Here is a 25,918-nt window from a genome sequence, read left to right as displayed (position 1 = left end):
CGCACGGGACCTCCCGGGACCCCCGGCCCGCGGGGCGTCGGCCTCGGCCTCGGCCTCGGCTACGGCTACGGCTACGGCTACGAACCGACTGGCGGGCACGAGCCATGGGAGGCGGAGCCACCCAAGCCCCCACCGCCGGCCGACCCACGCCGGACACCAGGAGAACGTCGCCCGGCCCGAACGGTGAAGCCCCCGCCGGAAGGCGGGGACGTCGACCCGCGACCGGCCCGAGGGCCGACGGTCACGCGACGGACCCGCCCGGACCGGAAGGCGACGGTCACCACCGGGACGACGGCCGGGCAGCGGCGGGCGCCAAGAGGCCCCGCCCGGCCGGGCCGTCGCGGGGCTAGGCCGGGCTAGGCCGTGCGGCGGCGCAGCGTCACCGCGCCCAGGGCCAGGACTCCCAGCGCCACCGCCGTGACCACGATCACGTCCCGGACGAAGTCGCCGGTGACGTCCGTGCTGTGCAGAACCTCCGTCATGCCGTCCACCGAGTACGACATGGGCAGCACGTCGGAGGCGTACTCCAGCACCGGCTGCATCGTGTCGCGCGGCGCGAAGAGGCCGCACAGCAGCAGTTGCGGGAAGATCATCGCGGGCATGAACTGCACCGCCTGGAACTCCGAGGCGGCGAACGCCGAGACGAACAGGCCGAGCGCCGTGCCCAGCAGCGCGTTGAGCAGCGCGACGAGCAGCAGCAGCCAGGGCGAGCCCGCGATGTCCAGGTCCAGGAACCACAGCGCCACGCCCGTGGCCAGGCCGGCCTGGGCGACCGCGAAGACCCCGAAGGCCAGCGCGTACCCGGCGATCAGGTCGCCGCGCCCCAGCGGCATGGTCATCAGCCGCTCCAGCGTGCCCGAGGTGCGCTCCCGCAGCGTGGCGATCGACGTGACCAGGAACATGGTCACCATCGGGAAGATCCCTAGCAGCGAGGAGCCGATGAAGTCGAACGAGTCGCGGTCGGCGTCGTAGACGTAATACAGCAGCACCAGCAGCAATACGGGCACCAGCAGCAACAGCGCGATCGTGCGCGGGTCGTGGCGGAGCTGCCGCAGCACGCGCCGGGCGGTGGCGAGGGTCCGGGTCGCGTTCATCGGGTGATCATCTCCGTCTCGTCCAGCCTCGCGTCCGCGTCCACCAGCCGCAGGAACGCCTCCTCCACCGAGGCCCCGCCCGTCCGCCGGCGCAGCTCGTGCGGGGTCCCCTCGGCGAGAATCCGGCCGGCGCGCATGAGCAGCAGCCGGTCGCAGCGGTCGGCCTCGTCCATCACGTGCGACGAGATCAGCAGCGTCGTACCGCGCTCGGCGGCGAGCCGGTGGAACAGCTCCCACAGGCCGCGCCGCAGCACCGGGTCCAGGCCGACGGTCGGCTCGTCCAGCACCAGCAGCTCGGGGGTACCGAGCAGGGCGACGGCGAGCGAGACGCGGGAGCGCTGGCCGCCCGAGAGGTTGGCGGCCAGGGCGTCGGCGCGGGCGGTCAGGTCCACGTCGGCGAGCGCCGCGTCGACGGCGGCCCGCCGCCCCGTGCGCGGGACGCCGAGGACGGCCGCGTAGTAGTCGAGGTTCTGCCGGATGGTCAGGTCCAAGTAGACCGACGGCGCTTGCGTGACATAGCCGAGTCGGTGCCGCAGCTCCGGGCCGCCCGCCGGCCGGCCGAGCGCTTCCAGCGAGCCGGTCACCTTCGCCTGGGCGCCGACGACCGCCCGCATCAGGGTGCTCTTCCCGCACCCGGACGGCCCGAGCAGCCCGGTGACGCTGCCGCGTTCCACCGTGAAGTCCAGCCCCTTGAGCACCTCGGCGCCACCCCGCGCGACCCGCAGCCCGCGCGCCGCCACGGCGGGCGGCGCCTCGGCCCGCCGTTCCCCGGCGCCCCTCCGCGTTTTATTAATCATGTGTTTAATATCTCCCCGCGCACCGGCTCCGGTCAAGCGGGTGCACGTAGGCTTGGCGCCGTGGCACATCAGGTACACGTTCCGGACGCCAAGGTCGCCCTGTCGACCGCGTCCGTGTATCCGGAGAACACGGCGGCGGCCTTCGAGATAGCCGCTTCGCTCGGCTACGACGGCGTCGAGGTCATGGTGTGGACGGACCCGTTGAGCCAGGATCTCGACGCCCTGCGACGCCTCTCCGACGACCACGGCGTCCCGATCCTCGCGATCCACTCGCCCTGCCTGCTGATCACCCAGCGTGTGTGGGGCACCAACCCCTGGCGCAAGCTGCTCCGCACCCGCGACGCCGCCCGGCGGCTGGGCGCGACCACCATCGTCGTCCACCCGCCGTTCCGCTGGCAGCGCGGCTACGCGCGCGACTTCGTCCGGGGCGTCCAGCGCCTCCGGAACGAGACGGACATCAGGTTCGCCGTGGAGAACATGTATCCCTGGCGCTACCGGGACCGCGAGATGCTCGCCTACGCGCCCGGCTGGGACCCCACCGAGGAGGACTTCCCGCACTTCACGATCGACCTCTCGCACACCGCCACCGCGCGCAACGACGCCCTGGCGATGGTCTCCCGGATGGGCGACCGGCTCGGGCACGTGCACATCGCCGACGGCAGCGGGTCGGGCAAGGACGAGCACCTCGTCCCGGGGCGCGGCAGCCAGCCCTGCGCCGCCCTGCTGGAACAGCTCGCCGCCACCGGCTACGACGGGCACGTCGTGGTCGAGGTCAACACCCGCCGCGCCTTGTCCGCCGCCGCCCGCCGCGCCGACCTCGCGGAGGCGCTGGCGTTCACCCGGCTGCACCTGGCCACGGCCGCGCCGTCGTGGAACGGGGACACACCGACCCCGGGCAAGGACATCCCATCGTGGGACGGGGACACACCGACCCCGGGCAAGGACATCCCATCGTGGAGCGGAGACACACCGACCCGGGGCAAGGACATCCCATCGTGGGACGGGGACACACCGACCCCGGGCAAGGACATCCCATCGTGGAGCGGAGACACACCGACCCCGGGCAAGGACATCCCATCGTGGAGCGGAGACACACCGACCCCGGGCAAGGACATCCCATCGTGGGACGGGGACACACCGTGACCTCCGCCTCGGCCGCTCCCGACCGGCCCGCCCGCAGGCGCGGCCGTCCCTCGCGCGCGGAGACCGCCGAGGGCGCGCCCGGCGCCAGGGACCTGATCCTGGACTCGGCGCGCACCGAGTTCGCCGAACGGGGCTACGACAAGGCGTCGATCCGCGCGATCGCGCGCGGCGCCGGGGTGAACCCGGCGCTCGTCCACCACTACTTCGGCACCAAGGAGCACGTCTTCGCCGCCGCCGTGGCCGACGCCGCCGCGCCCGCCACGGAGAACCTGCCCGCCGCCACCCGCTACCCGGTCGAGGAGCTGGGCGAGCGTCTCACCCGGGTGTTCTTCGGGGTCTGGGAGAACCCGGCGACCCGTCGCCCGCTGCTGGCCGTCGTCCGCTCGGCGGTCAGCAACGAGACGGCCGCCGCCATCTTCCGCACCTTCGTCGCCCGCCAGCTGCTGGGCCGCGTCACCGACACCCTCGACGCCCCCGACGCCGAGCTGCGCACCGAGCTGGCCGCCGCGCAGCTCATCGGCGTCGCGTTCCTGCGCTATGTCTTCCAGGCCGAGCCGATCGCCGGCGCCGACGCGGAGGAGCTGATCCGCCGCGTCGCCCCCGTCGTCCAGCACCACCTGACCACCGAGGCGCTGCCGCCGCCGGCCTAGCTCCCGCGCCTGACCAGCTAGGGAGTGTCCGCGCCGGGCTCCGGGGCCGGGTCGTGTGGTCCGGTGGGCGGCGGCTCGGAGGGCCCGGGCTCGGCCGGAGGCGGCTCGGAGGGCTCGCGAGCGGCCGGACCCGCGCCCTCGACGGTGATGACGGCGGCGGCCGGCTCGACCGTGATCCGGCCCTGCCACGGTCCGGAGGGCTCGCGCGCGTGGTCCACGGTGACCATGATCACGGCCGTCTCGCCCGGCCGCAGGGTGCCCGAGGTCTGGTTCAGCGCCAGCCAGTCCGCGTCCGTGGCCGCCGTCCAGCGCACGGGCTCGTCACCCGAGGCGGTCAGCGTGATCCTCGTGCCCGTCTCCGTCGGCACCGCGTCCACCGCGAGCCGGCCCGGCACGACCGGCCCGTCGCCCCCGGCGTCCGCGCCTTCCTCGTCCCCGCCGCGCTGCCCCGGCTCCGTACCGTCGGCGCCGGAGGGGTCACCGGCCTCGTCGTCGCGCCGCCCGTCCCCGTCCCGTTCTCCGTCCGCGTCCCCGTCCCGGCGGTCCCGCTCCGCGTCCGCCCCCGCACGGCCGGGCTCGGAGCGGCCCGCGTTCTCGTACGGATACTCCTGAACGACGTCCGCGCGGTACTCGCCGTCCTCGGCCGCCGCCGCGGCGGGGTCGTCCCGGCCGGCCGTCTCGCCGATGACCGGCACCGCGCGGCCGACCGCCCAGAGCGCGAGCACCGGCGCGGCCAGCGCGGCGGCCACCACGGTGGTGGTGACGGCCCGGCCGCGCAGCCGCTCCCCGCGCGCGGCCCGGTCCCGGTCCACGAACGGGAAGCCGGCCCGGTCGTAGCGCGGCGCGTGCTGCGCGCGGGCGCGCCGGACGGCGAGCCGGGCCGCGTGCACGGCCGCGCGCGGGGCGGGCAGCACGACCAGCCGGGACGCCCCGGCGGCCCCCGCCGCGCCCGCGCCGGCGATCGCCCGCTGGGCGAGCAGCCGGCACGACGGGCACTCGGCGACGTGCCGCAGCAGCTCGCGACGCAGGCCCGGGCCGAGCAGCAGGGCCGGGTCGTCGCCGGAGAGCGCGGCGGCGGCCGGGCAGCTCCCGGCCGACACGGCGGCCAGCGCCGCCCGGGTGCGCTCCACCTCGCGGGCGCCGCCGGTCAGCAAGGTCCGCACGGCCTGCTCCGGCAGCCGCAGCACGCGGGCCACCTCGTGCGGGGCGAGCTGGTGCCGCACGGCCAGCTCCAGCGCCTCCCGCTGCTCAGGGGTGGTGCCCGCGGCCTCCGGCCAGCCGAGCGTGGCCAGCTCGCGGCGGCGGTGCTGGGCGTCCTCGCCGGCGGCGCGCGGCACGGCCCGGCCCGCCGCGCGCCCGTCACCCGTGCCGAGGCGGCGCAGGCACGCCCAGCGGGCCAGCGCGTACAGCCAGGGGCGCAGCAGCGCGGGGTCGGCGGGGCACCGGCCGCGCTCCTGCCGCCGCTCGGCCTGGGCCAGGGCCTCGCCGAGCGCGGCGGTGGCCGCGTCGTGCTCGCACATGACGGACAGGCAGTAGGTGAACAGGCCGTCCAGATGGGCGTCGTCGTAAGCCGCGGTGGCACGGTCCCGGGACGGGAGCGTGGTGTCCGAGCCGCGCGAGGCGCGGGCGGCGTGCGTGGGGCGTTCGCGGCGACCGGTCATCACCCGGTGACGTTAAGCGCCCGCCGGGCGCCCGCCCGCGCCACCGCCGCCAGGTTCCCCCTATCGGGTGATGCGGGGGGAGTCGCACGGGGCGTCGGCTGTCAGTGGCGGGCGGTAGCGTTCCGGACATGGCACGTAAAACTGACCGCCCGTCGTATCGGTGCAGCGAGTGCGGCTGGTCGACCGCGAAGTGGCTGGGCCGCTGCCCCGAGTGCCACGCCTGGGGCACGGTCGAGGAGGTCGGCGCCACGCCCGCCGTGCGCACGGTGCCGGCCGGCCGGGTGGCGCAGCCCGCCGTGCCCATCGGGGAGGTGGACGGCCTCGCGGTGGCGGCGCGCGGCACGGGCGTGCCGGAGCTGGACCGGGTGCTGGGCGGCGGACTGGTGCCGGGCGCGGTGGTGCTGCTGGCCGGGGAGCCGGGGGTGGGGAAGTCGACGCTGCTGCTGGACGTGGCGGCCAAGGCCGCGTCGGCGACGCACCGGACGCTGTATGTGACGGCTGAGGAGTCGGCCGGGCAGGTGCGGATGCGGGCCGACCGGATCGGCGCCATCCACGACCATCTGTTTCTCGCGGCGGAGACGGACCTCGGCTCGGTGCTCGGGCAGCTGGACGTGGTGAAGCCGTCGCTGCTGGTCCTGGACTCGGTGCAGACGGTCGCCTCGGCCGAGGTGGACGGCGCGCCGGGCGGGGTGGCGCAGGTGCGGGAGGTGGCCGGGGCGCTGATCCGGGCGTCCAAGGAGCGCGGGATGTCCACGCTGCTCGTCGGGCACGTCACCAAGGACGGCGCGATCGCGGGGCCGCGCCTGCTGGAGCATCTGGTCGACGTGGTGCTGCAGTTCGAGGGCGACCGGCACGCGAGGCTGCGGCTGGTGCGCGGCGTGAAGAACCGGTATGGAGCGACCGACGAGGTGGGCTGCTTCGAGTTGCACGACGAGGGCATCACGTCGCTGGCCGATCCCTCGGGCCTGTTCCTCACCCGCCGCGACGAGCCCGTGCCGGGGACGTGCCTGACGGTGACGCTCGAAGGGCGCCGGCCGCTGGTGGCCGAGGTGCAGTCGCTGACGGTGGCCAGCCAGATCCCGTCGCCCCGGCGCACGACGTCGGGTCTGGAGACGTCCCGGGTGTCGATGATGCTGGCCGTGCTGGAGCAGCGCGGCCAGATATCGGCCCTGGGGAAGAACGACATCTATACCGCGACCGTGGGCGGCGTGCGGCTGTCGGAGCCGGCCGCGGACCTGGCCGTGGCGCTGGCGCTGGCCAGCGCGGCGAGCGACACCCCCCTCCCGAAGAACCTGGTGGCGATCGGCGAGGTCGGGCTCGCGGGCGAGGTCCGCCGGGTGACCGGCGTGCAGCGGCGGCTGGCGGAGGCGGCGCGGCTGGGCTTCACGCAGGCGCTGGTGCCGGCCGACGCGGGTGGGGCCCCGCCGGGGATGCGGGTGCTGGAAGTCGCGGACATCGGGGAGGCGCTCAGGGTGTTGCCCGCCCGCTCCCCCGAGTCAAGCAGGCGTGAGGAGGTGCGCCGGTAGACTCGTGTGCGCACAGCGCGGAATCGTCCCCCGGAGGATTGCATGGCAGCCAGCGATCGGCCGGCGAGTCCGGGCAGGGCGGGGAGCGGTCTCGGAGGCGATGGCCTGCTGCGGGCCACGCTGAGCGCGGTCGCCCCGGGCACGCAGTTGCGCGACGGCCTGGAGCGGATCCTGCGGGGGAACACGGGCGGGCTGATCGTGCTGGGTGTCGACCGCACGGTGGAGTCGCTGTGCACGGGCGGTTTCGTGCTGGACGTGGAGTTCACGGCCACGCGGCTGCGTGAGCTGTGCAAGCTGGACGGAGCGGTCATCGTGGACCGGGACATCTCCCGGATCGTGCGGGCCGGTGTGCAGCTCGTGCCGGACCCGAGCATCCCGACCGAGGAAACCGGCACCCGGCACCGCACGGCGCAGCGGGTCTCGATCCAGACCGGCTTCCCGGTGGTCTCGGTCAGTCAGTCGATGCGGCTGGTCGCGCTCTATGTGGACGGCCAGCGTCGGGTGCTGGAGGACTCGGGCGCCATCCTGTCCCGGGCCAATCAGGCGCTGGCGACCCTGGAGCGGTACAAGCTGCGGCTGGACGAGGTGACCGGCACGCTGTCCGCGCTGGAGATCGAGGACCTGGTCACCGTGCGGGACGTGGCGGCCGTGGCCCAGCGCCTGGAGATGGTGCGGCGGATCGCCGCCGAGATCGCCGAGTATGTGGTGGAGCTGGGCACGGACGGGCGGCTGCTGTCGCTCCAGCTGGACGAGCTGATCGCGGGTGTGGAGCCGGAGCGGCAGCTCGTCGTCCGGGACTATCTGCCGGACACGGGCGGCGGCGGCAAGCGGTCGCGCAAGGTCAGCACGGCGCTGGCCGAGCTGGACGGCCTCGGCCACGGGGAGCTGATCGAGCTGTCGCTGGTGGCGAGATCCCTGGGGTACAGCGCCTCCCCCGAATCGCTCGACACGGCCGTCTCGCCACGCGGCTTCCGGCTGCTGGCGAAGGTGCCGCGTCTGCCCGGCCTGGTCATCGACCGCCTGGTGGACCACTTCGGCGGGCTGCAGAAGCTGCTGGCCGCCAGCGTGGACGACCTCCAGGCGGTGGACGGCGTGGGCGAGACGCGGGCCCGCTCGGTGCGCGAGGGCCTGTCGCGGCTGGCCGAGTCCTCGATCCTCGAACGGTACGTGTAGCCGGCCCGGCGAGCCCGTCCGCTCGGCCCGTCCGCTCAGTCCGCTCAGTCCGCTCAGTCCTCGTCGAGGCGGAAGGACGTGGCCACCACCGGATAGCCGGACAGCTCGGCCTCCGCCAGGTAGGTGCCGGACTCCGCCGCCTGCCCCCGGGCGTCGCAGTCATCGGCACTGTGCCGCCGGTCCCAGGTCACGGGGTGGGTGGCCGAGCGACCGCCCGGGATGACCTCGGGGGCGGAGTCGGCGCCCTGGGGGCAGTCGGCCGAGGACCAGACGCGCTCGTCGGCGGCGTCCGCGAGCGTGAGGGTCAGGGCGTCGTGGCCGAAGTCCACCCGGCAGGCGCTGCCCGAGGAGTTCTGCACGGTGAGCCGCAGCTCGGGCTCCTCGCCGGGGGCGTAGGCGTTGGCGTCAGACCGCAGCGAGAGCGTCACGTCGGACTGCTCGCACACCGGCACCCCGGCCGGGTCGAGGCCGCCGTCGCCGCTTCCGCCGTCGCCGTTCCCGCCGTCGTCGGGCGCCGCCTCGTCGTCCTCGCCGTCTCCGGCCCGCGCGCCGCCGTCCGTCTGCCCGCCGTCGCCGGCCTCGCCGCTCCCGCTGCCGCCGTCCTCGCCCCCCTCGTCCGGGGACTCGTCACGGCCGCCCGGCCGTTCGTCGATCAGGGACTCCGAGGGGGTGGGACCCGGAGTGATGGACTCGGCGGGACCGCCCGCGCCGTCGTCGTGCCCGGCCGGTTCGTCGTCTCCGCCGCCCCCGGAGCGCAGCGCCCAGAAGACGAGCAGCACGACCAGCGCGATCAACAGCAGCACGACGGCCCTCCGCCGCCAGTAGATGGAGGAGGGCAGCGGGCCGACCGGAGTGCGCAGAGATCCCACGCGGAAACCTTACGAGACTTCGGTCACCCCGTAGCGCCCTACCCTGGGCTTGCCAGGGCACCGTTCTGTATCAACAACCGCCAACACGCGCGTCAACACGCGCGGAAGGCGGACCGCTTTGTGCCGTGCCCGCGCCGTGCCAGGATCGGCTTTGCCATGACTGCGACGACATCGACGACAGCGACGACGACAGTGACAGCCGCGGCGACGGCGACGGTCACGGAGATCGCGGCCGGGACCGCGACCCCGGACACCGACGCCCCCGCGCCCGCCCCCACCACCCTGCACGCCCCGGTCATCGAGTGGTTCGACGAGCATGCCCGCGACCTGCCCTGGCGCCGCCCCGAGGCGGGCGCCTGGGGCGTCATGGTCAGCGAGTTCATGCTCCAGCAGACGCCCGTGAGCCGCGTGCTGCCGGTCTACGAGGAATGGCTGCGCCGCTGGCCGCGCCCCGCCGACCTGGCCACCGAGGCCCCCGGTGAAGCCGTCCGCGCCTGGGGCCGCCTGGGCTACCCGCGCCGGGCCCTGCGCCTGCACAGCGCCGCCGCCGCCATAGCGGAACGGCACGGCGGCGAGGTCCCGACGGACCATCACCAGCTCCTCGCGCTGCCCGGCGTCGGCGAGTACACGGCGGCGGCGGTCGCGTCGTTCGCCTACGGGCAGCGGCACGCGGTGCTGGACACCAATGTGCGGCGCGTGTTCGCCCGCGCGGTCGCCGGCACCGAGTACCCGCCGAACGCGACGACCGCCGCCGAACGCAAGCTGGCCCGCATGCTCCTGCCCGAGGACGCCCCGACGGCGGCCCGTTGGGCGGCGGCCACGATGGAGCTCGGCGCCCTGCTGTGCACGGCGCGCGGCCCCGAGTGCGGGCGCTGCCCGATCGCCGAGCAGTGCGCCTGGCGTCGCGCCGGCTCCCCCGCCCACCAGGGTCCGCCCCGGCGCGGCCAGACCTACGCCGGAACGGACCGGCAGGTGCGCGGCAAGCTGCTCGCCGTGCTGCGGGAGGCGGTCGCTCCGGTGCCGCGCGCCGTGCTCGACCGCGTGTGGCACGACCCGGAGCAGCGGGCCCGCGCCCTGAACGGACTGGTCGGCGACGGTCTGGCGGAGCGCCTGCCGGACGGCAGGTACCGGCTGCCGGGAGCGGACTGACCCGGCTCACCCTTTCGACGATCTCCTGCGGGGCGTGCGCACCGAGGGCGCCCTGTTCGGCCGCTCCGAGCCGGCCCCGCCCTGGACCCGGCGCTTCGCGGACGGCGCGTCGATGACGCTGTACGTGCCGCTGCGCGGTGAGGGTCGGCTGGCGGGGCGGCCGATACGGCTGGGGCGAGGCGGCGATCGTGCGCGGGCCGGAGCCGTTCGACGCGATGGGGGACATGACGCTGCGGTCGGCGCCTACCGGGTGCGGGGGGAGGTACCGGGCCGCCTGCTGCGGGTGCTGCCGCCGGTGCTCGTGGTTCCGGACGAGCACGACTGCGCGGCGATGCGCGACTGTCTGGAGTTCCAGCTCGCCGAGGGGCGTCCGGGGCGGCAGATCGTGCTGGACCGGCTGCTCGACTGGCTGCTGGTGTGCACGCGGCGGGACTGGTTCGACCGGCCGGAGGCCGAACCCCCGTTCTGGTAGCGGGCGTTGGGCGACGACGTGGTGGGTCCCGCGCTGCGCGCGACGTACGCCGCGCCGTGGACGCTGGCGGCGCTGGCGGCGGAGGCGGAGGCGGAGGCGGAGGCGGAGGCGGGGGTGGCGCGCACGACGCTGGCGAAGCGGTTTCCCGAGCTGGTGGGCGCATCGCCGCTGGCATAGCTCACGGGCTGGCGGATGGCGTTGGCGGCGGATCTGCTGGCCGCCCTGGGAACGACGGTCGCGGCGGTGGCGCACCGGGTCGGGTACGCGGACCCGTTCGGCTTCAACGCGGCGTTCAAACGGGTGCGGGGCGTGAGCCCGAGCGCGTACCGCGCGACGGTCGCGGCTCCTGCCGTGACTCCCGTGGGCGGGTGACCTCGGAGTTCCTGGATGAGGAGTTCTCCGCCGAGCGGATTCCCGGCGGTCCCCGGCACCTCGCTGGTCCTCATCGACGAGCGGACGGATCTCCACGGCCTCGAAAGGGATGGGGCCGCGGGGCGGGCGCGCGTACCGCGTCACCCCGCCTTCCCTCACGTCGCCGACAGCCGGCTCCTACAGCCGGCTCCTACAGCTGGAACCACACCATCTTCCCCGGCCCCGGCGCGTGCCGGCAGATGTCCCACTTGCGCGCGCAGCGCGTCAGCAGCAGCAGTCCTCGGCCGTGCTCCTTGTCATCCGAGGGGGACCGCTCCGGAACGTTCGGCTCCCCGGGGGCGCGGTCGTAGACGTTGACCTGGAGGTCGCCCTCCGGTGACCAGCAGGCGTGGATGTCGACCGGTGGCGGGGTCGGGCAGCTCCGGGACGCGCGGATCGCGTTGCTCACCACCTCCGACGTCAGCAGGACGGCGGTATCGATGAGCTCGTCGTTCCCCGGAACCGCCGTGCTCAGCGCCGTCCGCATCGCGTCGCGGGCGTTGCGCACCCACACGGGATGGGCCGGGAAGCGCAAGGCGAAGTCGGCGGTCCCGGACCGCACAGGGACAAGGCACATGCCACGCTCCTCAGTTACTCATCCGTCAACCTCCCTACGAGTTTCATCTCTTGCCCGAACCAACCCGCCTTGCCCGCTTCCTGGCCAGAATTTCTACCGGAGAGTGAACTTCCCCCTCCGGGGCCGCTCGGCCGCATAGCCGCGAGTATCCGTGCCGGACGGCCCGACACCCGCTCCACCGTGTCCGTGACCGGCGCGTTCCCGCCCGCCCGCATCAGGTCGAACGGTGCCAGCTGCCAAGCGATCGCCCGCTCCCCGGCACCGGCCGCCCGCACGTCCGCCGGCCAGTCCCCTCCGGCGCGCGCGCCTCGTAGCGCGGCTCCCGCCCGGCCGCCGCGCCCCGCACCGACAGCAGCAGCGGGCGCGGCAGCGCCTCCGCGTCCGGCTCGGCGAACGGGCCCACGACGTACAGCGCTTCGGCCCCGTCCAGCGCCGACTCCGATGTCCGCCGGTCGGCCCAGTCACCACGCATCGCTCCCCGCCCGCCCTCCCCGCAACGGAGGTGGCGGCCGGCCGCGCACACCTTCGCGCCACCCGCCCGCAGCGCCTCGGCGACCGGCCGTCCGGTCTTCCCCGTGGCCCCGATCACCAGAAAAGTCATGACCCCAGCCTTCATCGTGTGATGACCTCGTGCGGCCAATCCGGGGACACCTTCACGGACGATGAATGTCTCCACATCCTTACTTCATATCCAATCCTCCGAGAGCAGTGGATCGTTGACCGTAGAATTACCCTCATGGATGTCCTGGCTGATGCCTTGTCCGTGATGCGCGTCGGCACCTCCGCCTCGGCCAGGACCGAGGCGCGCGCGCCGTGGGGGCTGCGGTTTCCCGCGATCAACGGGGCCTCGTTCCACGTCGTCCTCCAGGGCACCTGCTGGCTCGTGCCCGAGGGCGACCGCGAGCCGCTGCCGCTGACCTCGGGCGACATCGTGTTCCTGCGCGAGGGAAGCGCGCACGGGCTGGCCGACGACCCGGCCACGCAGCTGGCCGACTTCGCGCCGAGCCGCCAGGACCCGTCGTCCCCGATCGGCCAGGTCACCGTCGACGGCCCGGGAGCGCGCACCATGCTGCTGTGCGGCGCCTACCAGCTCGGCAACGCCCGGCCGCACCCGCTGCTCCGCGAGCTGCCGGAGATCGTGCACCTGCCCGCCCGGCCGGGACGGCACGGCGCGCTGCACTCGATGATCGGGCTGCTCGGCGCCGAGTTGGACGAGCGGCGGCCGGGACGGGACGGCGTGGTGCCCGCGCTGGTGGACGCGATGCTGCTGTACATCCTGCGCGCCTGGGTGGACGACCGGGCGGCGGAGGAGGCGCGGCAGCGCGTGGCGGACGGCCGGGGGCCGGCGGGCTGGGCCGTCGCGCTCACCGACCCGGCGATCGGCCGCGCGCTGGAGGGCATCCACGCCGAGCCCGCCCGCCCCTGGACGGTGGAGGAGCTGGGCACGCGCGGCGGGCTGTCGCGGTCGGTGTTCGCCCAGCGCTTCACCACGCTCGTGGGCGAGTCGCCGCTGGCCTACCTCACCTGGTGGCGCATGACGATCGCCGGGCGGCTGCTGCGCGAGTCGGACGCGCCGCTCAGCACGGTGGCCCAGACCGTCGGGTATTCCTCGGAGTTCGCCTTCGCCAAGGCGTTCAAGCGCGAATACGGCCTGGCTCCTGGCCGCTACCGACGCGGCGCCGCGCACTGAGCCACCGCTTTCCCCGCCCGTCGGTGCCGGACGATCGCCCCGGGCCGGTGGCCAGGAGAAACGGCAGCCCGGCGCGCGGCGGTCCCGTGCCGGGGGTCGTCCGACGGCCGGTCAGGCGATCCGACGGCGGGTCAGTCAGCCGGTCAGGCGGTCAGGCGGTCAGGCGGTCAGGCCAGACGCTCGGCTCTCCACCGGATCGCGGTAGCGCGGCAGGTGCGGGGCCAGGGCGCGCAGCAGCAGGGCCACCGCCTCGCGCTCACGACCCGCGTCCGTGAGCGCCAGGGCGAGGAAGGCGTCCACCGCGCCATCCAGCTCGTCCGAGCCGGCGGCCCGCTCCTCGCTCAGCAGCGCGATGCTCTCCCCGGCCTGCCCCAGATTCCGCAGAGTGCTGGCGAGCTGGATCACCGCCTGTCGCCGCAGGTCCGCGCCCAGCCCGGCGGCCAGCGCCCGCCGGTACAGCACGGCGGCCTCGGCCTCCCGGTCCGTGGCGTCGTGCGCCGAGGCCAGCTCGAACAGCCCCACCGGATCGCCCACGGGCAGCTCGGCGACGAGCCGCCGCATCGCCTCCCGGAACCCGGCCGGGCCGTGCGCGTCGAAGGCCGCCCACAGCCGCGCCGCACGCTCCTGCCAGTCGCTCACACCCGCACCCTGATGTGGCAGTCGGCAAGGTGGTCGTTGACCAGCCCGCATGCCTGCATCAGGGCATACGCCGTGGTCGGCCCGACGAAACGGAAGCCGCGCTTCTTGAGCGTCTTGGACAGCGCCTCGGACTCCGGCGTCGTCGCCGGTATCTCCCCCGGCCCGCGCGGCATCGGGCGGGCCGCCGCGTCCGGCGCGAAGGACCAGACCAGCTCGGTCAGCTCGCCCTCGGCCCACCCGGCGGCCACCCGGGCGTTCCCGAGGGTGGCCTCGATCTTCGCGCGGTTCCGGATGATGCCCGGGTCGCCCAGCAGGCGCGTCACGTCGGCGTCGGTGAACGCCGCCACCTTCGCGATGACGAAGCCGTCGAACGCGGCCCGGAAGCCGTCTCTGCGACGCAGGATCGTCAGCCACGAGAGCCCGGACTGGAACGCCTCCAAGCACAGCCGCTCGAAGAGCGCGTCGTCCCCCCGCACCGGGCGCCCCCACTCCGTGTCGTGATACTCGCGGTAGTCCTCGGGGGCCACGCCCCACGGACAGCGCGGCAACCCGTCGGCCCCGGCAACGGCCAGCGTCGTTTCCATGCCCCGCAGTCTGCCAGCGGGGTCTGACAGTCGTCCCCCACCCGGAGGTGGCGGGGGTGTGGGCGGCTCAGGGCACCTCGCGCAGATACAGCGCGCCGCAGGTGTGGCAGAACGGCTCCGCCGTCCGGCCCCACTCCTCGTCCGACAGCGCCTCGGCCCCCGGCTGGAGCACCCGCCCGCACATCGCGACGGCATCCTCGCCCCGGACCATGTGCCAGGTCTTCACCGGCCCCGGCCGGCCGGTCCCCGGTTCGGCGTCCTCGTACTCGGCACGCATCAGATGCCGCATGGCGACCGACCTCCGTCCCTCAGCGTCCGGCCCTCTCCCATCCTCGGCCCACTCCAGCGCCACCGCACCCTGCTAGAGTGGGTTCAGGTCTGTCTAGACTGGACAGAAGAGGGGGTGAAGGAGGTGGGCGCGGTGCACTGGCAGGTACAGGAAGCCAAGCAGCGGTTCAGCGAGGTGCTCCGGCAGGCGAGCGGCGGAGAGCCCCAGCTCGTCACCCGGCACGGCGAGGAGGTCGCCGTGATCCTCGACATCAGGGAGTATCACCGGCTCCGCGGCGAGCGCCTCGACCTGCGGGACTTCCTGCTGGAAGGCCCGGACGACGAGCTGGCGGCCGAGTTGGAGGCCACGGTGGCCGCCCGGGATCTGCCGCGCCACGTGGACTTCGGACACGTGGACTTCGGAGAGGACTGAGCGCGCGATGTATCTGCTCGACACGAACGTGGTGTCCGAGCTGCGCAGGCACCGCCCCGATCCGCACGTCGCCGCGTGGATCCGCGAGGTCCCGGACCGTTCGGTCTTCCTCAGCACGCTGATCATCGGCGAGATCCGCAAAGGCATCGAGAACGTCCGGCACCGGGACGGCGCGCGGGCGAGGACGCTGGATCTCTGGCTGGAGGACCTCCGGCACCGTTACGCGGACCGCGTCCTGCCGGTGACCGCCGACATCGCCGAGGCGTGGGGACGGCTCAGCGCCCCGCACCGGGTGCCCGTCATCGACGGCCTGCTCGCGGCCACGGCCCTGGTCCACGACCTGACGCTGGTCACCCGGAACGTGAAGGACGTCCGACGCACCGGAGTCCGCCTCCGCGACCCCTTCCAGCCCGGCTGAACGGCCAGCCCGGCTGAACGGCCAGCCCGGCTGAACGGCCGACCCGGCTGAACGGCCACCCCCGCCGTACCCTTCTGCCATGGAACTCACGGGGGCGGGGCTGCGGTTGGCGTCGAGCGCGTTCACGCCGCTGATCAAACGCCTCTTCCGCCAGGACGGCCCGGGAGCCGCCCTGGTCGACAAGCCGGTCCGGATAGCGGCGCTGGTGTCGTTCGGGGGCGAGAAGCGGTCCCTGACCGAGCGGGATCTGCGCACGCTGTGCGACGCGCTCGTCCGCCGGGCCGTCCGGGAGATCGGCCCGCACGACGCGCCGTCGGAGGACGAGCTCATCGAGGCGACGGGGCTCCTGGCACGCTCACTGCTGCGCCTGGGCGAGCTGGACATGGATGACATCCAGGCGGTGCGGCTGGGCCACCGGACCTGGGCCCGCCAGCTCATGATCCCCCTCGGCCACGGCCGACCGTGGGAGCTCGACAGCTCTTCCATGCCCGCACACGCCCTGTACGCCCGGGTGCTGGAGTCCACCTGCCTGCACATCCTGAACTTCTTCACCCAGCGCTCCACCTTCGTCGCCCGCACCCTCGTGGAACAAAGCCGCGACCTCGACCGGCTGATCCGCACCGTCGACCTGCTCATCGAGCGCGTCCCCCACCAGTCCGTCGAGGACGCCGCCTTCGAGACCCGCTACGCCGACTACGTCCGGCGGGAGCAGGGCCGTCTCGCCGTCTACGGTCTCGACCTCCGGCAGGCCCGTGAATGGCCGCTGGACGACGCCTACCTGAGCCTGGAGACCCACCACACGTCCGGTGCGGCGGACGCGCCACCGCAGCGCGCCGAGCAGGCGCTCAGCGGCCACAGCCGCGTCCTGCTGCGCGGCCACGCCGGATCGGGGAAGACCACGCTGGTCCAGTGGCTGGCCGTGGCGACCGCCCGCCGGGACCCCGGGGACGGCCTGACCCACCTCATCGGCCGCGTCCCCTTCGTTCTGCCCATGCGCACACTCACCCGCGACCGACGCCGGCTGCCCGACCCGGACGGGTTCCTCGCCGCCGTGGACTGCCCGCTCGCCGCCGGCCAGCCCGAGCGGTGGGCCCACCGGGTGCTGACGGCGAAGCGTGGCCTGCTCCTCGTGGACGGCATCGACGAGATCCCGGAGGCCGAACGCGAGGAGGTCCGCCGCTGGCTGCGCCGCCTGGCCGCCTCCTACCCCGGCAATCTCTGGCTCGTCACCGCCCGCCCGTCCGCCGTCGCCGAGGACTGGCTGAGAGCCGAGCAGTTCACCGAGCTGTCGCTCGCGCCGATGAGCCCCACCGACGTCGCCGCCTTCGTCCACCGCTGGCACGGGGCGGTCGGTGCCACGCGCGAGGAGGCCGGCACCCTCCTCGACCTCGTCGGCGCCCGCGCGGATCTGGCCACGCTGGCCACCAATCCCCTGATGTGCGCGCTGATCTGCGCCCTGCACCGGGAGCGGAACGGCTACCTGCCGCGCGGCCGGAAGGCCCTGTACGACGCCGCGCTCGCGATGCTGCTCGAACGCCGCGACCGCGAGCGCCCCGACCCGCCCCGCGGCGGTGTGGAGCTGGACGCCGAGACGCAGATATCGCTTCTCCAGAAGCTGGCCTACTGGCTGATCACCAACGGCCGCTCCGAGATGACCGCCTCCCTGGCGACCACGCTCATCGACAACGCCCTGCCCGCCCTGCACCGGGGCGACCGGCTCGGCCCGGCCCAGGCCGTGCTGCGACACCTGATCGAACGCTCCGGCGTCGTACGCGAACCCGTTCCCGGCGCGATCGATTTCGTGCACCGGACATTCCAGGACTATCTCGGCGCCCGCGAGATCGTGGAATGGCAGCACTTTCCCGCGCTGGTCGAAAAGGCCCACGAGGACCAATGGGAGGACGTGGTCCGGATGGCCGTCGCGCACGCCCAGCCGATTCAGCGCGGCGAGCTCCTCACCGACCTGATCGAACGCGGCGACCGCGACCCCGGGCACCGCGTCCGGCTCCACCTTCTCGCGACGGCCTGCCTCGAACACGCCAGCCAGCTCCGCCCGGAAATCCGCGCCGCGGTGGTGAGCCGCGCCGAACGCTACATTCCTCCCCGGGTGCGCGCCGAGGCCGTCAAGCTGGCGGAGATCGGCTCGGTGGCACTGGACTTACTGCCGGGTCCGGATGAGCTCACCGACGCGGAGGCCCTGGAGGTGGTATTCACGGCGGCCCGCGTCGGCACGGACGCCGCGCTCATCAAGCTGCGCGCCTTTCGCCACCATTCCTCGACCCTCGTGCGCCATCTGCTGGCGGTGAGCTGGTATCGGTTCGACACCACCCGCTACTTCACCGAGATCGTCTCTCATCTTCCTCGCGACGACGCCGACCTGACCTTTCCGGCCACCACCGGGGAAGAGCTCGGATATCTCGGCACGCTGACCGGTCTGGCACGGGCGGATCTGCGCGGCGACTTCACGGCGGAGGACATCCTCTCCGCCCTGGCCGACCGACCGCTCGTGTCCCTGTCGCTCCGGGATTGCGCGACGATCGGTGATCTGGACTTCGTCGGCCGATTGCCCGGCCTCCGATCGCTCCTGCTGGACAACTGCCCGCACATCCCCGATCTCGCTCCCCTGGCCGGGACATCGGTGCGGGTCCTGAATCTCTACCCCAGGACCGAGGGCTGGGAGCCCGAGGGATTGCCGGGGCTCGACGGGTTGGAGGGCCTCATCATCGGTTCTCCGGGCCGGCTCGATTCACTGCTCGATCTGCCACAACGGGCGCCCCTGAAGTCACTCGGCCTGCCGTCCCACGTTCCGGACCTCACCGGGATCCGGACGTGGCCCGGGCTGACGGAATTGGCGGTGCACCACACCGACCGCGCTCTCGCCCGGGAGGAATGGCACGCGATCGCCGGATTGCCGTCCCTCCGGAACCTCCTGCTCCATGAGCGGGTGCTGAGCGATCTCACGTCCACCGACGCGGACTTCCCCACCGTGGAAAGGCTGCTGCTCTTCCGGAACGCCCAGGAAGAGCGGCGCTTCTCCGCCGACCTGGACATCCTGCCCACGGTGTTTCCCGGCCTCCGCACACTGGCGCTGAGCCACGGCTCGGAGGACTTCTCCCCGCTTTCCGGACTTCCGGAGCTGCGGTCGGTCCAGGTCCATCAGCCGTCGGCCGGACCCGGCCTCCCCTCCCACGTCCAGTTCACCGCCCCGCCGGCTCCCCGGTACTGAAACGCCGACGCCCCCCGTGGCCCTGATCGGGCCACGGGGGGCGTCGCGGTGGGTCAGCTAGCGCTACTCACCCTTGGACAGGTTCGGACCGCCCTTGGCCGCCTGCTCCACGAGCGGGGCGTCCGGCAGGGAGGACTTCTCCTCACCCCGGAAGGTGAAGATCTGCTCCTTGCCCTCACCCTCGGTGTCCACGACCACGATGTGGCCGGGACGCAGCTCACCGAACAGGATCTTCTCCGACAGGATGTCCTCGATCTCCCGCTGGATCGTCCTGCGCAGCGGCCGGGCGCCCAGCACCGGGTCGTAGCCACGCCTCGCCAGGAGCTGCTTGGCCTCGGTGCTGAGCTCGATGCCCATGTCCCGATCCCGCAGTCGGTCGTCCACCTGGGCGACCATCAGGTCGACGATCTTGATGATGTCGTCCTGCGTGAGCTGGTGGAAGACCACCGTGTCGTCCACCCGGTTGAGGAACTCCGGCCGGAAGTGCTGCTTCAGCTCATCGTTGACCTTGGCCTTCATACGCTCGTACCCGGTGGTCACGTCGCCGGCCACCGCGAAGCCCATGTTGAAGCCCTTGGAGATGTCCCGGGTGCCGAGGTTCGTCGTCATGATGATGACGGTGTTCTTGAAGTCCACGACCCGGCCCTGGGAGTCGGTCAGGCGACCGTCCTCCAGGATCTGGAGCAGCGAGTTGAAGATGTCCGGGTGGGCCTTCTCGACCTCGTCGAACAGCACGACCGAGAACGGCTTCCGGCGCACCTTCTCCGTGAGCTGGCCGCCCTCCTCGTACCCGACGTAGCCGGGCGGGGAGCCGAAGAGCCGGGAGACCGTGTGCTTCTCGCCGAACTCCGACATGTCGAGGGAGATCAGCGCGTCCTCGTCGCCGAACAGGAACTCCGCCAGCGTCTTGGACAGCTCCGTCTTACCGACACCGGACGGGCCGGCGAAGATGAACGAGCCGCCGGGCCGCTTCGGGTCCTTCAGACCCGCACGGGTCCGCCGGATGGCCTGGGAGAGGGCCTTGATGGCGTCCTCCTGGCCGATGACGCGCTTGTGCAGCTCGTCCTCCATGCGGAGCAGGCGCGAGGACTCCTCCTCGGTGAGCTTGAAGACCGGGATGCCGGTGGATGCGGCCAGGACCTCGGCGATGAGCTCCTCGTCCACCTCCGCCACGACGTCCATGTCGCCGGACTTCCACTCCTTCTCCCGCTGTGCCTTCGCGGCGAGGAGCTGCTTCTCGTTGTCGCGCAGCGACGCGGCCTTCTCGAAGTCCTGCGAGTCGATCGCGGACTCCTTCTCGCGGCGCACGTTGGCGATCTTCTCGTCGAACTCCCGCAGGTCCGGCGGCGCGGTCATCCGGCGGATGCGCATCCGGGAGCCGGCCTCGTCGATGAGGTCGATGGCCTTGTCCGGCAGGAACCGGTCCGAGATGTACCGGTCCGCGAGCTGGGCCGCGGCCACCAGCGCCGCATCGGTGATGGAGACCCGGTGGTGCGCCTCATACCGGTCGCGCAGACCCTTCAGGATCTCGATCGTGTGCGGCAGGGACGGCTCCGCGACCTGGATCGGCTGGAAGCGGCGCTCAAGGGCCGCGTCCTTCTCCAGGTACTTGCGGTACTCGTCCAGCGTGGTGGCACCGATGGTCTGGAGCTCGCCACGGGCCAGCATCGGCTTGAGGATGCTGGCGGCGTCGATCGCGCCCTCCGCGGCACCCGCGCCCACCAGGGTGTGCAGCTCATCGATGAACAGGATGATGTCGCCGCGGGTGCGGATCTCCTTGAGCACCTTCTTCAGGCGCTCCTCGAAGTCACCGCGGTACCGGGAGCCGGCGACCAGGGCACCGAGGTCCAGGGTGTAGAGGTGCTTGTCCTTGAGGGTCTCGGGCACCTCGCCCTTGACGATGGCCTGGGCCAGCCCCTCGACGACTGCGGTCTTGCCGACGCCGGGCTCGCCGATGAGAACCGGGTTGTTCTTCGTGCGGCGCGAGAGCACCTGCATGACCCGCTCGATCTCCTTCTCGCGCCCGATGACCGGGTCGAGCTTGGATTCGCGGGCGGCCTGGGTGAGATTGCGGCCGAACTGGTCCAGCACCAGGGAGGTCGACGGAGTGCCCTCGGCGGGGGCGCCCGCGGTCGCGGCTTCCTTGCCTCCGGAGTACCCGGAGAGCAGCTGGATGACCTGCTGCCGGACCCGGTTGAGGTCGGCGCCCAGCTTCACGAGGACCTGGGCGGCGACGCCCTCGCCCTCGCGGATCAGGCCGAGCAGGATGTGCTCGGTGCCGATGTAGTTGTGGCCGAGCTGGAGGGCCTCGCGGAGCGAGAGCTCCAGCACCTTCTTGGCCCGGGGGGTGAAGGGGATGTGACCGGACGGGGCCTGCTGGCCCTGGCCGATGATCTCCTCGACCTGCTGTCGGACCGCCTCAAGCGAGATCCCGAGGCTCTCCAGGGCCTTAGCGGCGACACCCTCACCCTCGTGGATCAGGCCCAGGAGGATGTGCTCAGTGCCGATGTAGTTGTGGTTGAGCATCCGGGCTTCTTCCTGAGCCAGGACGACAACCCGCCGCGCGCGGTCGGTGAACCTCTCGAACATCGTTAATCGCTCCTCAGAGCGGTCAGGCAGTAAAGGGGTCGGTCCCCTCCCTGTCCTTCCGCAGCTTAGTCCCGCAACGGGGGACCGCTCATTCCAACTGTCCGCTCCTGTCCCCGGCGGCGTGCCCCGAACAGGCGACAACAGTTCCAACCCGATGGTGCGAGACGATGTTCCCGCAGGCCAAGCATCAGCACTCCGAATGACTACGCCGTCGGCGAACGCCACCGTGCGTCACATCCGGACCCACCGCTACCGCCCCCTTGTCATGAGTGGCCCATCGTCCGTTATGAACTGCCTACCCCTCCAGGCTGACACTCCATGCCGTGTCAGCCATGGACATCCGCTACAGGCGAACGTGAACACCTGGTGCGGTCGGACGCAGACACGGCGTAACTCTTCCGTACCGGAGCGGGTCGCTCACCGTATGACACTCGCGATTCGGCCCCCGGACACACCTCGGAGGGCCGCCCACCGGGTGCGGCCCCCCGGACACGGGCACGGCCGAGAGGCCGGGCCCGGCTCGCCGGACGCGCTCCGGCCGGTGTGCGACTTCAGACGCCTGCCTTCTCGTATGCCTCACGAATGTTGGCGGGAACACGGCCCCGGTCATTGACCTCGTATCCGTTTTCCTTGGCCCAGGCACGGATTTTCGCGGTGTCCTGTCCCGCGGCGCCACCGGCGGCGGGAGCCGCGGGCGTACGGGTACGACCGCGGGCGGCCCGCGCCCCACCGGCGCGACGGCCGGCCTTGACATAGGGCTCAAGGGCCTCACGGAGCTTGTCCGCGTTATCGGAGTTGAGGTCGATCTCGTAAGTCTTGCCGTCGAGCGCGAACGTTACTGTCTCGTCCGCCTCGCCGCCGCTGAGGTCATCGAGGAGAAGGACCTGAACCTTCTGTGCCACGGGGCTGCTCCTCATTCATGTCGCCGAATACCACTGTTGTTGTACTGCGGATGTAATCAAACCGCTATTGCCGGGAAAACACAAACCCCCGGCTCGGGATTACCGGGTATCCGATAAGACACGATAGGACGATCCGGACATAACGACCATCGACCCATCAATCAGAGATGCAGCAGCATCCTGCTGTTACCCAATGTGTTGGGCTTGACCCGTTCCAGCCCCAGGAACTCCGCCACACCCTCGTCATAGGAACGCAGCAGCTCGCTGTAGACATCGCCGTCGACCGGGGCCTCCCCGATCTCCCGGAAGCCGTGCCGAACGAAGAACTCCACTTCGAAGGTGAGGCAGAAAATACGCCGGACACCGAGCCACCGGGCCGTCTGGAGCAACTTCTCCAGCACCCGATGCCCCACTCCGTGCCCCTTCAGCAGCGGATCGACGGCAAGTGTGCGCACCTCGGCCAAGTCTTCCCACATCACATGCAGCGCGCCGCACGCGACTACCTGCGCATCATGGTCCCGCTCCGCCACCCAGAACTCCTGAATGTCCTCGTAAAGCGTCACCGTCGCCTTGTCGAGCAGGAACCCGTCGCGTGAGTAGACATCGATGAGGCGGCGCACCGAGCGGACATCTGTAGTCCTGGCACGGCGGACAGTGACTTCTGCTGAGGTTTCCGACACAAACGAGAGGCTATCGCTGTACGGCTTCCCCTTCGCCTTCGGGGGCGGCGACCTGCACTCCGGCGACATCCACGACGCGCAGCGCGTCGCGCAATGCCTCGGTCTGCTCGGCCGACATCATCCCGAAGAAAGCGACGAGCGCCGCCGCCGCGTTGTCGCTCTCGGACCAAGCGTCATTCATCAAAGCCGCCGAGTACGCGGCGCGCGTGGAGACCGCCTCATAGCGATAGGCCCGGCCCGCCTGCTCGCGGCGGACCCAGCCCTTCTGGTGGAGGTTGTCCAGGACGGTCATCACCGTCGTATAGGCGATCGAACGCTCACGCCGCAGATCTTCGAGAACTTCCCGCACGGTGACGGGCCGGTTCCACTCCCATACGCGAGTCATCACCGCGTCTTCCAGTTCTCCCAAAGGCCGTGGCACATGAGGAAGAATAGCCGCGTGGCGACAAAACGGGCGTGTGTGACGTTTGCGGCCACGCGGTATCGAAGCGGGCGGAAGGGGTGGGGCGTGCGAGGGGGGCGGGCAGGAGAGGGTCAGGAGTGACCGGCGGCCGGCTCCTCGCCGTTCCCGGCGGGGTGGGCGGCCTGGGCCGCGCGGGCCGCGAAGGCCGCGTCCACGGCGGCGTCCTCCTTGTACTTGTTGCTGCCGCCCTGGGATCGCACGATGGTCACGATCAGCCAGGTGAAGGCGACGGCCATCACGGTGGGCGGGAAGAGTGCGGCGACGTAGTCCACAGCGGTCGGCCTCCTAGGACGTGCTCGGGCGAGCCGCCTGACAGCCTACCGACCGCTCTGGGCGGAGCTCTCCCCGCGCCCCTCGCCCTCCCCCTCCTGCCCCTGCGGCGGCGGCCCGGGCGGCGCGACCGGGGCGGCCGGGCGCTTGCGGCGCGGCGGGAAGACCTCCGCCGGGGTCGGCACGGGGCGGCGCGGGCGCTGCTGGGCGTTCTGGTCCCCGTCACCGCCTGGCGTGGGGGAACCCTGGGAACCGTTGGACGTAACCATAAACCGACATTAAGTGGTAAGCAGACAAATCGCCCGCCATTGCGTGGTGACGGCGTGTTCCAGCGGCTCCCCGGGAGGGGAGCCCCGGGAGCGGGCGACTCAGGAACGAGCGACTTCAGGAGGGGGAGACTTCAGGAGCGGGAGACGTTCCGCTCGTAGACCAGCCGGAGGCCCACCAGGGTCAGCCAGGGTTCGTGCTCGTCGATGACGGTGGACTCGCGCAGCACCATCGGGGCCAGGCCGCCCGTCGCGATCACCGTCACGTCGTCGGGGTCGTCGGCCAGCTCGCGCGACATCCGCTCGACCATGCCGTCCACCTGGCCCGCGAAGCCGTACAGAATGCCGGACTGCATCGACTCCACGGTGTTCTTGCCGATGACGTGGCGCGGCCGGGCCAGCTCCACCTTGCGGAGCTGGGCGCCGCGCAGGCCCAGGGCCTCCACGGAGATCTCGATGCCGGGCGCGATCGCCCCGCCCGCGTACTCACCGCGCGCGGAGACGGCGTCGTAGGTGGTGGCCGTGCCGAAGTCGACGACGATGCAGGGGCCGCCGTACAGCTCGACCGCCGCCACCGCGTTGATGATCCGGTCGGCGCCGACCTCCTTGGGGTTGTCGGTGAGGATCGGCACTCCGGTCTTGACGCCCGGTTCCACCAGCACGGCCGGGATGTCGCCGTAGTACCGCCGGGTCACCTCGCGCAGCTCGTGCAGCACGGAGGGCACCGTGGAACAGATGGCGATGCCGTCGATGCCGTCCCCCAGCTCCTCCCCGAGCAGCGGATGCATGCCCATCAGGCCCTGCAGCAGCACGGCCAGCTCGTCGGCGGTGCGGCGGGACTCGGTCGAGATGCGCCAGTGCTCCACGATCTCCTCGCCGTCGAAGAGGCCGAGGACCGTGTGGGTATTGCCGACGTCGATAGTGAGCAGCATCGTCAGTCGCGCCTCTCGGGGCGGAGGTCGAGCCCGATGTCGAGGATCGGGGAGGAGTGGGTGAGCGCGCCGACCGCCACGTAGTCGACCCCGGCCTCGGCGTAAGCGCGGGCGTTGTCCAGGGTGAGGCGGCCGGACGACTCCAGGACCGCGCGGCCGGCGACGAGTGTCACGGCCCGCCTGGTCTCGTCGGGCGTGAAGTTGTCCAGCAGGATCAGGTCCGCGCCCTCGGCGAGGACGGGCTCGATCTGGTCCAGGCGGTCCACCTCGACCTCCACCGGCACACCGGGGAATTCCTCACGGACCTTGCGGAACGCCGCCGCCACGCCGCCCGCCGCGATCACGTGGTTGTCCTTGACCAGGGCGGCGTCCGACAGCGACATCCGGTGGTTGACGCCGCCGCCGCAGCGGACGGCGTACTTCTCCAGGGCGCGCAGGCCGGGAGTCGTCTTGCGGGTGTCGCGGACGCGCGTGCGGGTGCCGTCCAGCACGTCGGCCCACGCGCGGGTGGCGGTGGCGATGCCGGAGAGACGGCACAGCAGGTTGAGGGCGCTGCGCTCGCCGGTGAGCAGGTCGCGCGTGCGGGTGGTGACCGACAGCAGCACCTGGCCGGGCTCGACGCGGTCGCCGTCCGCGACATGGCGCTCGACCTCGAACTCGTCGGTGCAGACGATCGACAGCACGGCCTCCGCGACGTGCAGCCCGGCGACGGTGCCGGCCTGGCGGGCGACGAAGTCGCCGGTGGCGACCGAGTCCTCCGGGACGGTGGCGACGGTGGTCACGTCCACGCCGTCGTCCAGGTCTTCCTCGACCGCCAGGTGCGCGATGTCCTCCACCCGCACGGGGTCGAGCCCGCCGGCCGCGAGCAGCTCGGCGAGATCGGGGTCGAGACCGCACTCCATGGGGTCGTGCGCGGCCGAGAACTCCTCACCGCCGCAGCCGCAGCCCGCTCCGCAACCGTCGCCGTCGGCCGGCTCGGCCTCGCCCGGCCTGCTGCCGATGGGCAGCAGGGTGAGCTCTACGGGCATGACCCGGGG

General features: G+C 72.5%; 25 protein-coding genes and 2 pseudogenes. 10 read left to right on the top strand and 17 right to left on the bottom strand.

Annotated elements, in window-relative coordinates:
- Positions 1-356: 356 nt before the first annotated feature.
- On the bottom strand, positions 357-1,094 hold the full coding sequence (locus tag OIE51_RS16410) for an ABC transporter permease (protein WP_326598446.1): 738 nt from the start codon (positions 1,092-1,094) through the stop codon (positions 357-359).
- Positions 1,091-1,891 carry an ABC transporter ATP-binding protein gene (locus OIE51_RS16405; RefSeq protein ID WP_326598445.1) on the bottom strand — a complete coding sequence of 267 codons (801 nt, stop codon included), beginning with the start codon at positions 1,889-1,891 and terminating at the stop codon, positions 1,091-1,093. The genes OIE51_RS16410 and OIE51_RS16405 overlap by 4 nt, the downstream gene beginning before the upstream one ends.
- A gap of 60 nt (positions 1,892-1,951) precedes the next feature.
- On the opposite strand from OIE51_RS16405, the pseudogene OIE51_RS16400 reads away from it, so the two are divergent.
- Both OIE51_RS16400 and OIE51_RS16395 read left to right on the top strand, forming a co-directional pair.
- Positions 1,952-2,764 (top strand): annotated as a pseudogene (locus OIE51_RS16400) (sugar phosphate isomerase/epimerase family protein); the annotation flags it as partial.
- 248 nt (positions 2,765-3,012) lie between these two features.
- Positions 3,013-3,684 (top strand): TetR/AcrR family transcriptional regulator, encoded by a 672-nt coding sequence (locus tag OIE51_RS16395; RefSeq protein WP_326598444.1) that lies wholly within the window; start codon positions 3,013-3,015, stop codon positions 3,682-3,684.
- A gap of 17 nt (positions 3,685-3,701) precedes the next feature.
- Here the strand turns inward: OIE51_RS16395 and OIE51_RS16390 are convergent, their stop codons facing one another.
- Positions 3,702-5,345: a BACON domain-containing protein gene (locus tag OIE51_RS16390; protein WP_326598443.1), complete on the bottom strand. Its 1,644-nt coding sequence runs from the start codon at positions 5,343-5,345 to the stop codon at positions 3,702-3,704.
- 128 nt (positions 5,346-5,473) lie between these two features.
- Between OIE51_RS16390 and radA the strand changes: the two genes are divergently transcribed.
- Positions 5,474-6,871, top strand: a complete 1,398-nt coding sequence (gene radA, locus OIE51_RS16385; protein WP_326598442.1) for a DNA repair protein RadA — start codon at positions 5,474-5,476, stop codon at positions 6,869-6,871.
- Positions 6,872-6,913: 42 nt separating this feature from the next.
- On the top strand, positions 6,914-8,044 hold the full coding sequence (gene disA, locus OIE51_RS16380) for a DNA integrity scanning diadenylate cyclase DisA (protein ID WP_326598441.1): 1,131 nt from the start codon (positions 6,914-6,916) through the stop codon (positions 8,042-8,044).
- Positions 8,045-8,097: 53 nt separating this feature from the next.
- Here disA and OIE51_RS16375 read toward each other — a convergent pair whose 3' ends face one another.
- The gene (locus OIE51_RS16375) at positions 8,098-8,913 is read right to left on the bottom strand and encodes a hypothetical protein (protein WP_326598440.1); all 816 of its coding nucleotides are present in this window, start codon (positions 8,911-8,913) and stop codon (positions 8,098-8,100) included.
- 156 nt (positions 8,914-9,069) lie between these two features.
- Between OIE51_RS16375 and OIE51_RS16370 the strand changes: the two genes are divergently transcribed.
- Together OIE51_RS16370 and OIE51_RS16365 are read left to right on the top strand one after the other, a co-directional pair.
- Positions 9,070-10,062 (top strand): A/G-specific adenine glycosylase, encoded by a 993-nt coding sequence (locus OIE51_RS16370; RefSeq protein WP_326598439.1) that lies wholly within the window; start codon positions 9,070-9,072, stop codon positions 10,060-10,062.
- Between the two features lie 4 nt (positions 10,063-10,066).
- Positions 10,067-10,906, top strand: a pseudogene (locus OIE51_RS16365) (AraC family transcriptional regulator); the annotation flags it as partial.
- 190 nt (positions 10,907-11,096) lie between these two features.
- Here OIE51_RS16365 and OIE51_RS16360 read toward each other — a convergent pair.
- Both OIE51_RS16360 and OIE51_RS16355 read right to left on the bottom strand, forming a co-directional pair.
- Positions 11,097-11,522, bottom strand: coding sequence for an ATP-binding protein (locus tag OIE51_RS16360; RefSeq protein WP_326598438.1), 426 nt, complete (start codon positions 11,520-11,522; stop codon positions 11,097-11,099).
- A gap of 214 nt (positions 11,523-11,736) precedes the next feature.
- On the bottom strand, positions 11,737-12,123 hold the full coding sequence (locus tag OIE51_RS16355; protein ID WP_326598437.1) for a hypothetical protein: 387 nt from the start codon (positions 12,121-12,123) through the stop codon (positions 11,737-11,739).
- Between the two features lie 135 nt (positions 12,124-12,258).
- On the opposite strand from OIE51_RS16355, the gene OIE51_RS16350 reads away from it, so the two are divergent.
- Entirely contained in the window at positions 12,259-13,212 is a 954-nt protein-coding gene (locus tag OIE51_RS16350) for an AraC family transcriptional regulator (RefSeq protein WP_326598436.1), read from the top strand.
- Positions 13,213-13,371: 159 nt separating this feature from the next.
- Here OIE51_RS16350 and OIE51_RS16345 read toward each other — a convergent pair whose 3' ends face one another.
- From OIE51_RS16345 to OIE51_RS16335, 3 genes are all read right to left on the bottom strand, one after another.
- On the bottom strand, positions 13,372-13,851 hold the full coding sequence (locus OIE51_RS16345) for a tetratricopeptide repeat protein (RefSeq protein WP_326598435.1): 480 nt from the start codon (positions 13,849-13,851) through the stop codon (positions 13,372-13,374).
- Positions 13,848-14,435: a DNA-3-methyladenine glycosylase I gene (locus tag OIE51_RS16340; protein WP_326598434.1), complete on the bottom strand. Its 588-nt coding sequence runs from the start codon at positions 14,433-14,435 to the stop codon at positions 13,848-13,850. The genes OIE51_RS16345 and OIE51_RS16340 overlap by 4 nt, the downstream gene beginning before the upstream one ends.
- Before the next feature lie 67 nt (positions 14,436-14,502).
- Entirely contained in the window at positions 14,503-14,724 is a 222-nt protein-coding gene (locus OIE51_RS16335; RefSeq protein ID WP_326598433.1) for a hypothetical protein, read from the bottom strand.
- 132 nt (positions 14,725-14,856) lie between these two features.
- Here OIE51_RS16335 and OIE51_RS16330 point away from each other — a divergent pair, with 132 nt between their 5' ends.
- The 3 genes from OIE51_RS16330 (at position 14,857) to OIE51_RS16320 (ending at position 18,779) form a co-directional block, all read left to right on the top strand.
- A complete protein-coding gene (locus OIE51_RS16330; RefSeq protein ID WP_326598432.1) occupies positions 14,857-15,135 on the top strand; it encodes a type II toxin-antitoxin system Phd/YefM family antitoxin in 279 nt (92 codons plus the stop codon).
- A 7-nt stretch (positions 15,136-15,142) separates the two neighbouring features.
- Positions 15,143-15,553 (top strand): type II toxin-antitoxin system VapC family toxin, encoded by a 411-nt coding sequence (locus tag OIE51_RS16325; RefSeq protein ID WP_326598431.1) that lies wholly within the window; start codon positions 15,143-15,145, stop codon positions 15,551-15,553.
- A gap of 79 nt (positions 15,554-15,632) precedes the next feature.
- A complete protein-coding gene (locus OIE51_RS16320) occupies positions 15,633-18,779 on the top strand; it encodes an NACHT domain-containing protein (RefSeq protein WP_326598430.1) in 3,147 nt (1,048 codons plus the stop codon).
- Positions 18,780-18,842: 63 nt separating this feature from the next.
- Here the strand turns inward: OIE51_RS16320 and OIE51_RS16315 are convergent, their stop codons facing one another.
- The 8 genes from OIE51_RS16315 to nadC form a co-directional block, all read right to left on the bottom strand.
- Positions 18,843-21,368 carry an ATP-dependent Clp protease ATP-binding subunit gene (locus OIE51_RS16315; RefSeq protein ID WP_326598428.1) on the bottom strand — a complete coding sequence of 842 codons (2,526 nt, stop codon included), beginning with the start codon at positions 21,366-21,368 and terminating at the stop codon, positions 18,843-18,845.
- Between the two features lie 551 nt (positions 21,369-21,919).
- Entirely contained in the window at positions 21,920-22,270 is a 351-nt protein-coding gene (locus OIE51_RS16310) for a histone-like nucleoid-structuring protein Lsr2 (protein WP_326598427.1), read from the bottom strand.
- Positions 22,271-22,431: 161 nt separating this feature from the next.
- The gene (locus tag OIE51_RS16305) at positions 22,432-22,950 is read right to left on the bottom strand and encodes an amino-acid N-acetyltransferase (protein WP_326598426.1); all 519 of its coding nucleotides are present in this window, start codon (positions 22,948-22,950) and stop codon (positions 22,432-22,434) included.
- 10 nt (positions 22,951-22,960) lie between these two features.
- Positions 22,961-23,371, bottom strand: coding sequence for a BlaI/MecI/CopY family transcriptional regulator (locus OIE51_RS16300; protein ID WP_326598425.1), 411 nt, complete (start codon positions 23,369-23,371; stop codon positions 22,961-22,963).
- 113 nt (positions 23,372-23,484) lie between these two features.
- The gene (locus OIE51_RS16295) at positions 23,485-23,685 is read right to left on the bottom strand and encodes a hypothetical protein (RefSeq protein WP_326598424.1); all 201 of its coding nucleotides are present in this window, start codon (positions 23,683-23,685) and stop codon (positions 23,485-23,487) included.
- 45 nt (positions 23,686-23,730) lie between these two features.
- Positions 23,731-23,952, bottom strand: a complete 222-nt coding sequence (locus tag OIE51_RS16290) for a hypothetical protein (protein ID WP_326598423.1) — start codon at positions 23,950-23,952, stop codon at positions 23,731-23,733.
- Positions 23,953-24,083: 131 nt separating this feature from the next.
- A complete protein-coding gene (locus OIE51_RS16285) occupies positions 24,084-24,881 on the bottom strand; it encodes a type III pantothenate kinase (protein WP_059010786.1) in 798 nt (265 codons plus the stop codon).
- A 2-nt stretch (positions 24,882-24,883) separates the two neighbouring features.
- The gene (gene nadC, locus OIE51_RS16280) at positions 24,884-25,909 is read right to left on the bottom strand and encodes a carboxylating nicotinate-nucleotide diphosphorylase (protein ID WP_326600657.1); all 1,026 of its coding nucleotides are present in this window, start codon (positions 25,907-25,909) and stop codon (positions 24,884-24,886) included.
- Positions 25,910-25,918 lie beyond the last annotated feature (9 nt).

This window comes from Streptomyces sp. NBC_01803 (genome assembly GCF_035917415.1).
GTDB lineage: Bacteria > Actinomycetota > Actinomycetes > Streptomycetales > Streptomycetaceae > Streptomyces.
This window is presented reverse-complemented; position numbering and strand designations above follow the sequence as displayed.

What these genes read in the sequence shown, in the direction of transcription:
- OIE51_RS16360 (WP_326598438.1), bottom strand. Translation starts at nt 11,522, where the DNA reads ATGTGCCTTGTCCCTGTGCGGTCCGGGACCGCCGACTTCGCCTTGCGC.
- OIE51_RS16350 (WP_326598436.1), top strand. Translation starts at nt 12,259, where the DNA reads ATGGATGTCCTGGCTGATGCCTTGTCCGTGATGCGCGTCGGCACCTCC.
- radA (WP_326598442.1), top strand. Translation starts at nt 5,474, where the DNA reads ATGGCACGTAAAACTGACCGCCCGTCGTATCGGTGCAGCGAGTGCGGC.
- OIE51_RS16410 (WP_326598446.1), bottom strand. Translation starts at nt 1,094, where the DNA reads ATGAACGCGACCCGGACCCTCGCCACCGCCCGGCGCGTGCTGCGGCAG.
- OIE51_RS16340 (WP_326598434.1), bottom strand. Translation starts at nt 14,435, where the DNA reads ATGGAAACGACGCTGGCCGTTGCCGGGGCCGACGGGTTGCCGCGCTGT.
- OIE51_RS16315 (WP_326598428.1), bottom strand. Translation starts at nt 21,368, where the DNA reads ATGTTCGAGAGGTTCACCGACCGCGCGCGGCGGGTTGTCGTCCTGGCT.
- OIE51_RS16390 (WP_326598443.1), bottom strand. Translation starts at nt 5,345, where the DNA reads ATGACCGGTCGCCGCGAACGCCCCACGCACGCCGCCCGCGCCTCGCGC.
- OIE51_RS16325 (WP_326598431.1), top strand. Translation starts at nt 15,143, where the DNA reads ATGTATCTGCTCGACACGAACGTGGTGTCCGAGCTGCGCAGGCACCGC.
- OIE51_RS16335 (WP_326598433.1), bottom strand. Translation starts at nt 14,724, where the DNA reads ATGCGGCATCTGATGCGTGCCGAGTACGAGGACGCCGAACCGGGGACC.
- disA (WP_326598441.1), top strand. Translation starts at nt 6,914, where the DNA reads ATGGCAGCCAGCGATCGGCCGGCGAGTCCGGGCAGGGCGGGGAGCGGT.
- OIE51_RS16355 (WP_326598437.1), bottom strand. Translation starts at nt 12,123, where the DNA reads ATGACTTTTCTGGTGATCGGGGCCACGGGGAAGACCGGACGGCCGGTC.
- OIE51_RS16285 (WP_059010786.1), bottom strand. Translation starts at nt 24,881, where the DNA reads ATGCTGCTCACTATCGACGTCGGCAATACCCACACGGTCCTCGGCCTC.
- nadC (WP_326600657.1), bottom strand. Translation starts at nt 25,909, where the DNA reads ATGCCCGTAGAGCTCACCCTGCTGCCCATCGGCAGCAGGCCGGGCGAG.
- OIE51_RS16320 (WP_326598430.1), top strand. Translation starts at nt 15,633, where the DNA reads ATGGAACTCACGGGGGCGGGGCTGCGGTTGGCGTCGAGCGCGTTCACG.
- OIE51_RS16290 (WP_326598423.1), bottom strand. Translation starts at nt 23,952, where the DNA reads ATGGTTACGTCCAACGGTTCCCAGGGTTCCCCCACGCCAGGCGGTGAC.
- OIE51_RS16405 (WP_326598445.1), bottom strand. Translation starts at nt 1,891, where the DNA reads ATGATTAATAAAACGCGGAGGGGCGCCGGGGAACGGCGGGCCGAGGCG.
- OIE51_RS16370 (WP_326598439.1), top strand. Translation starts at nt 9,070, where the DNA reads ATGACTGCGACGACATCGACGACAGCGACGACGACAGTGACAGCCGCG.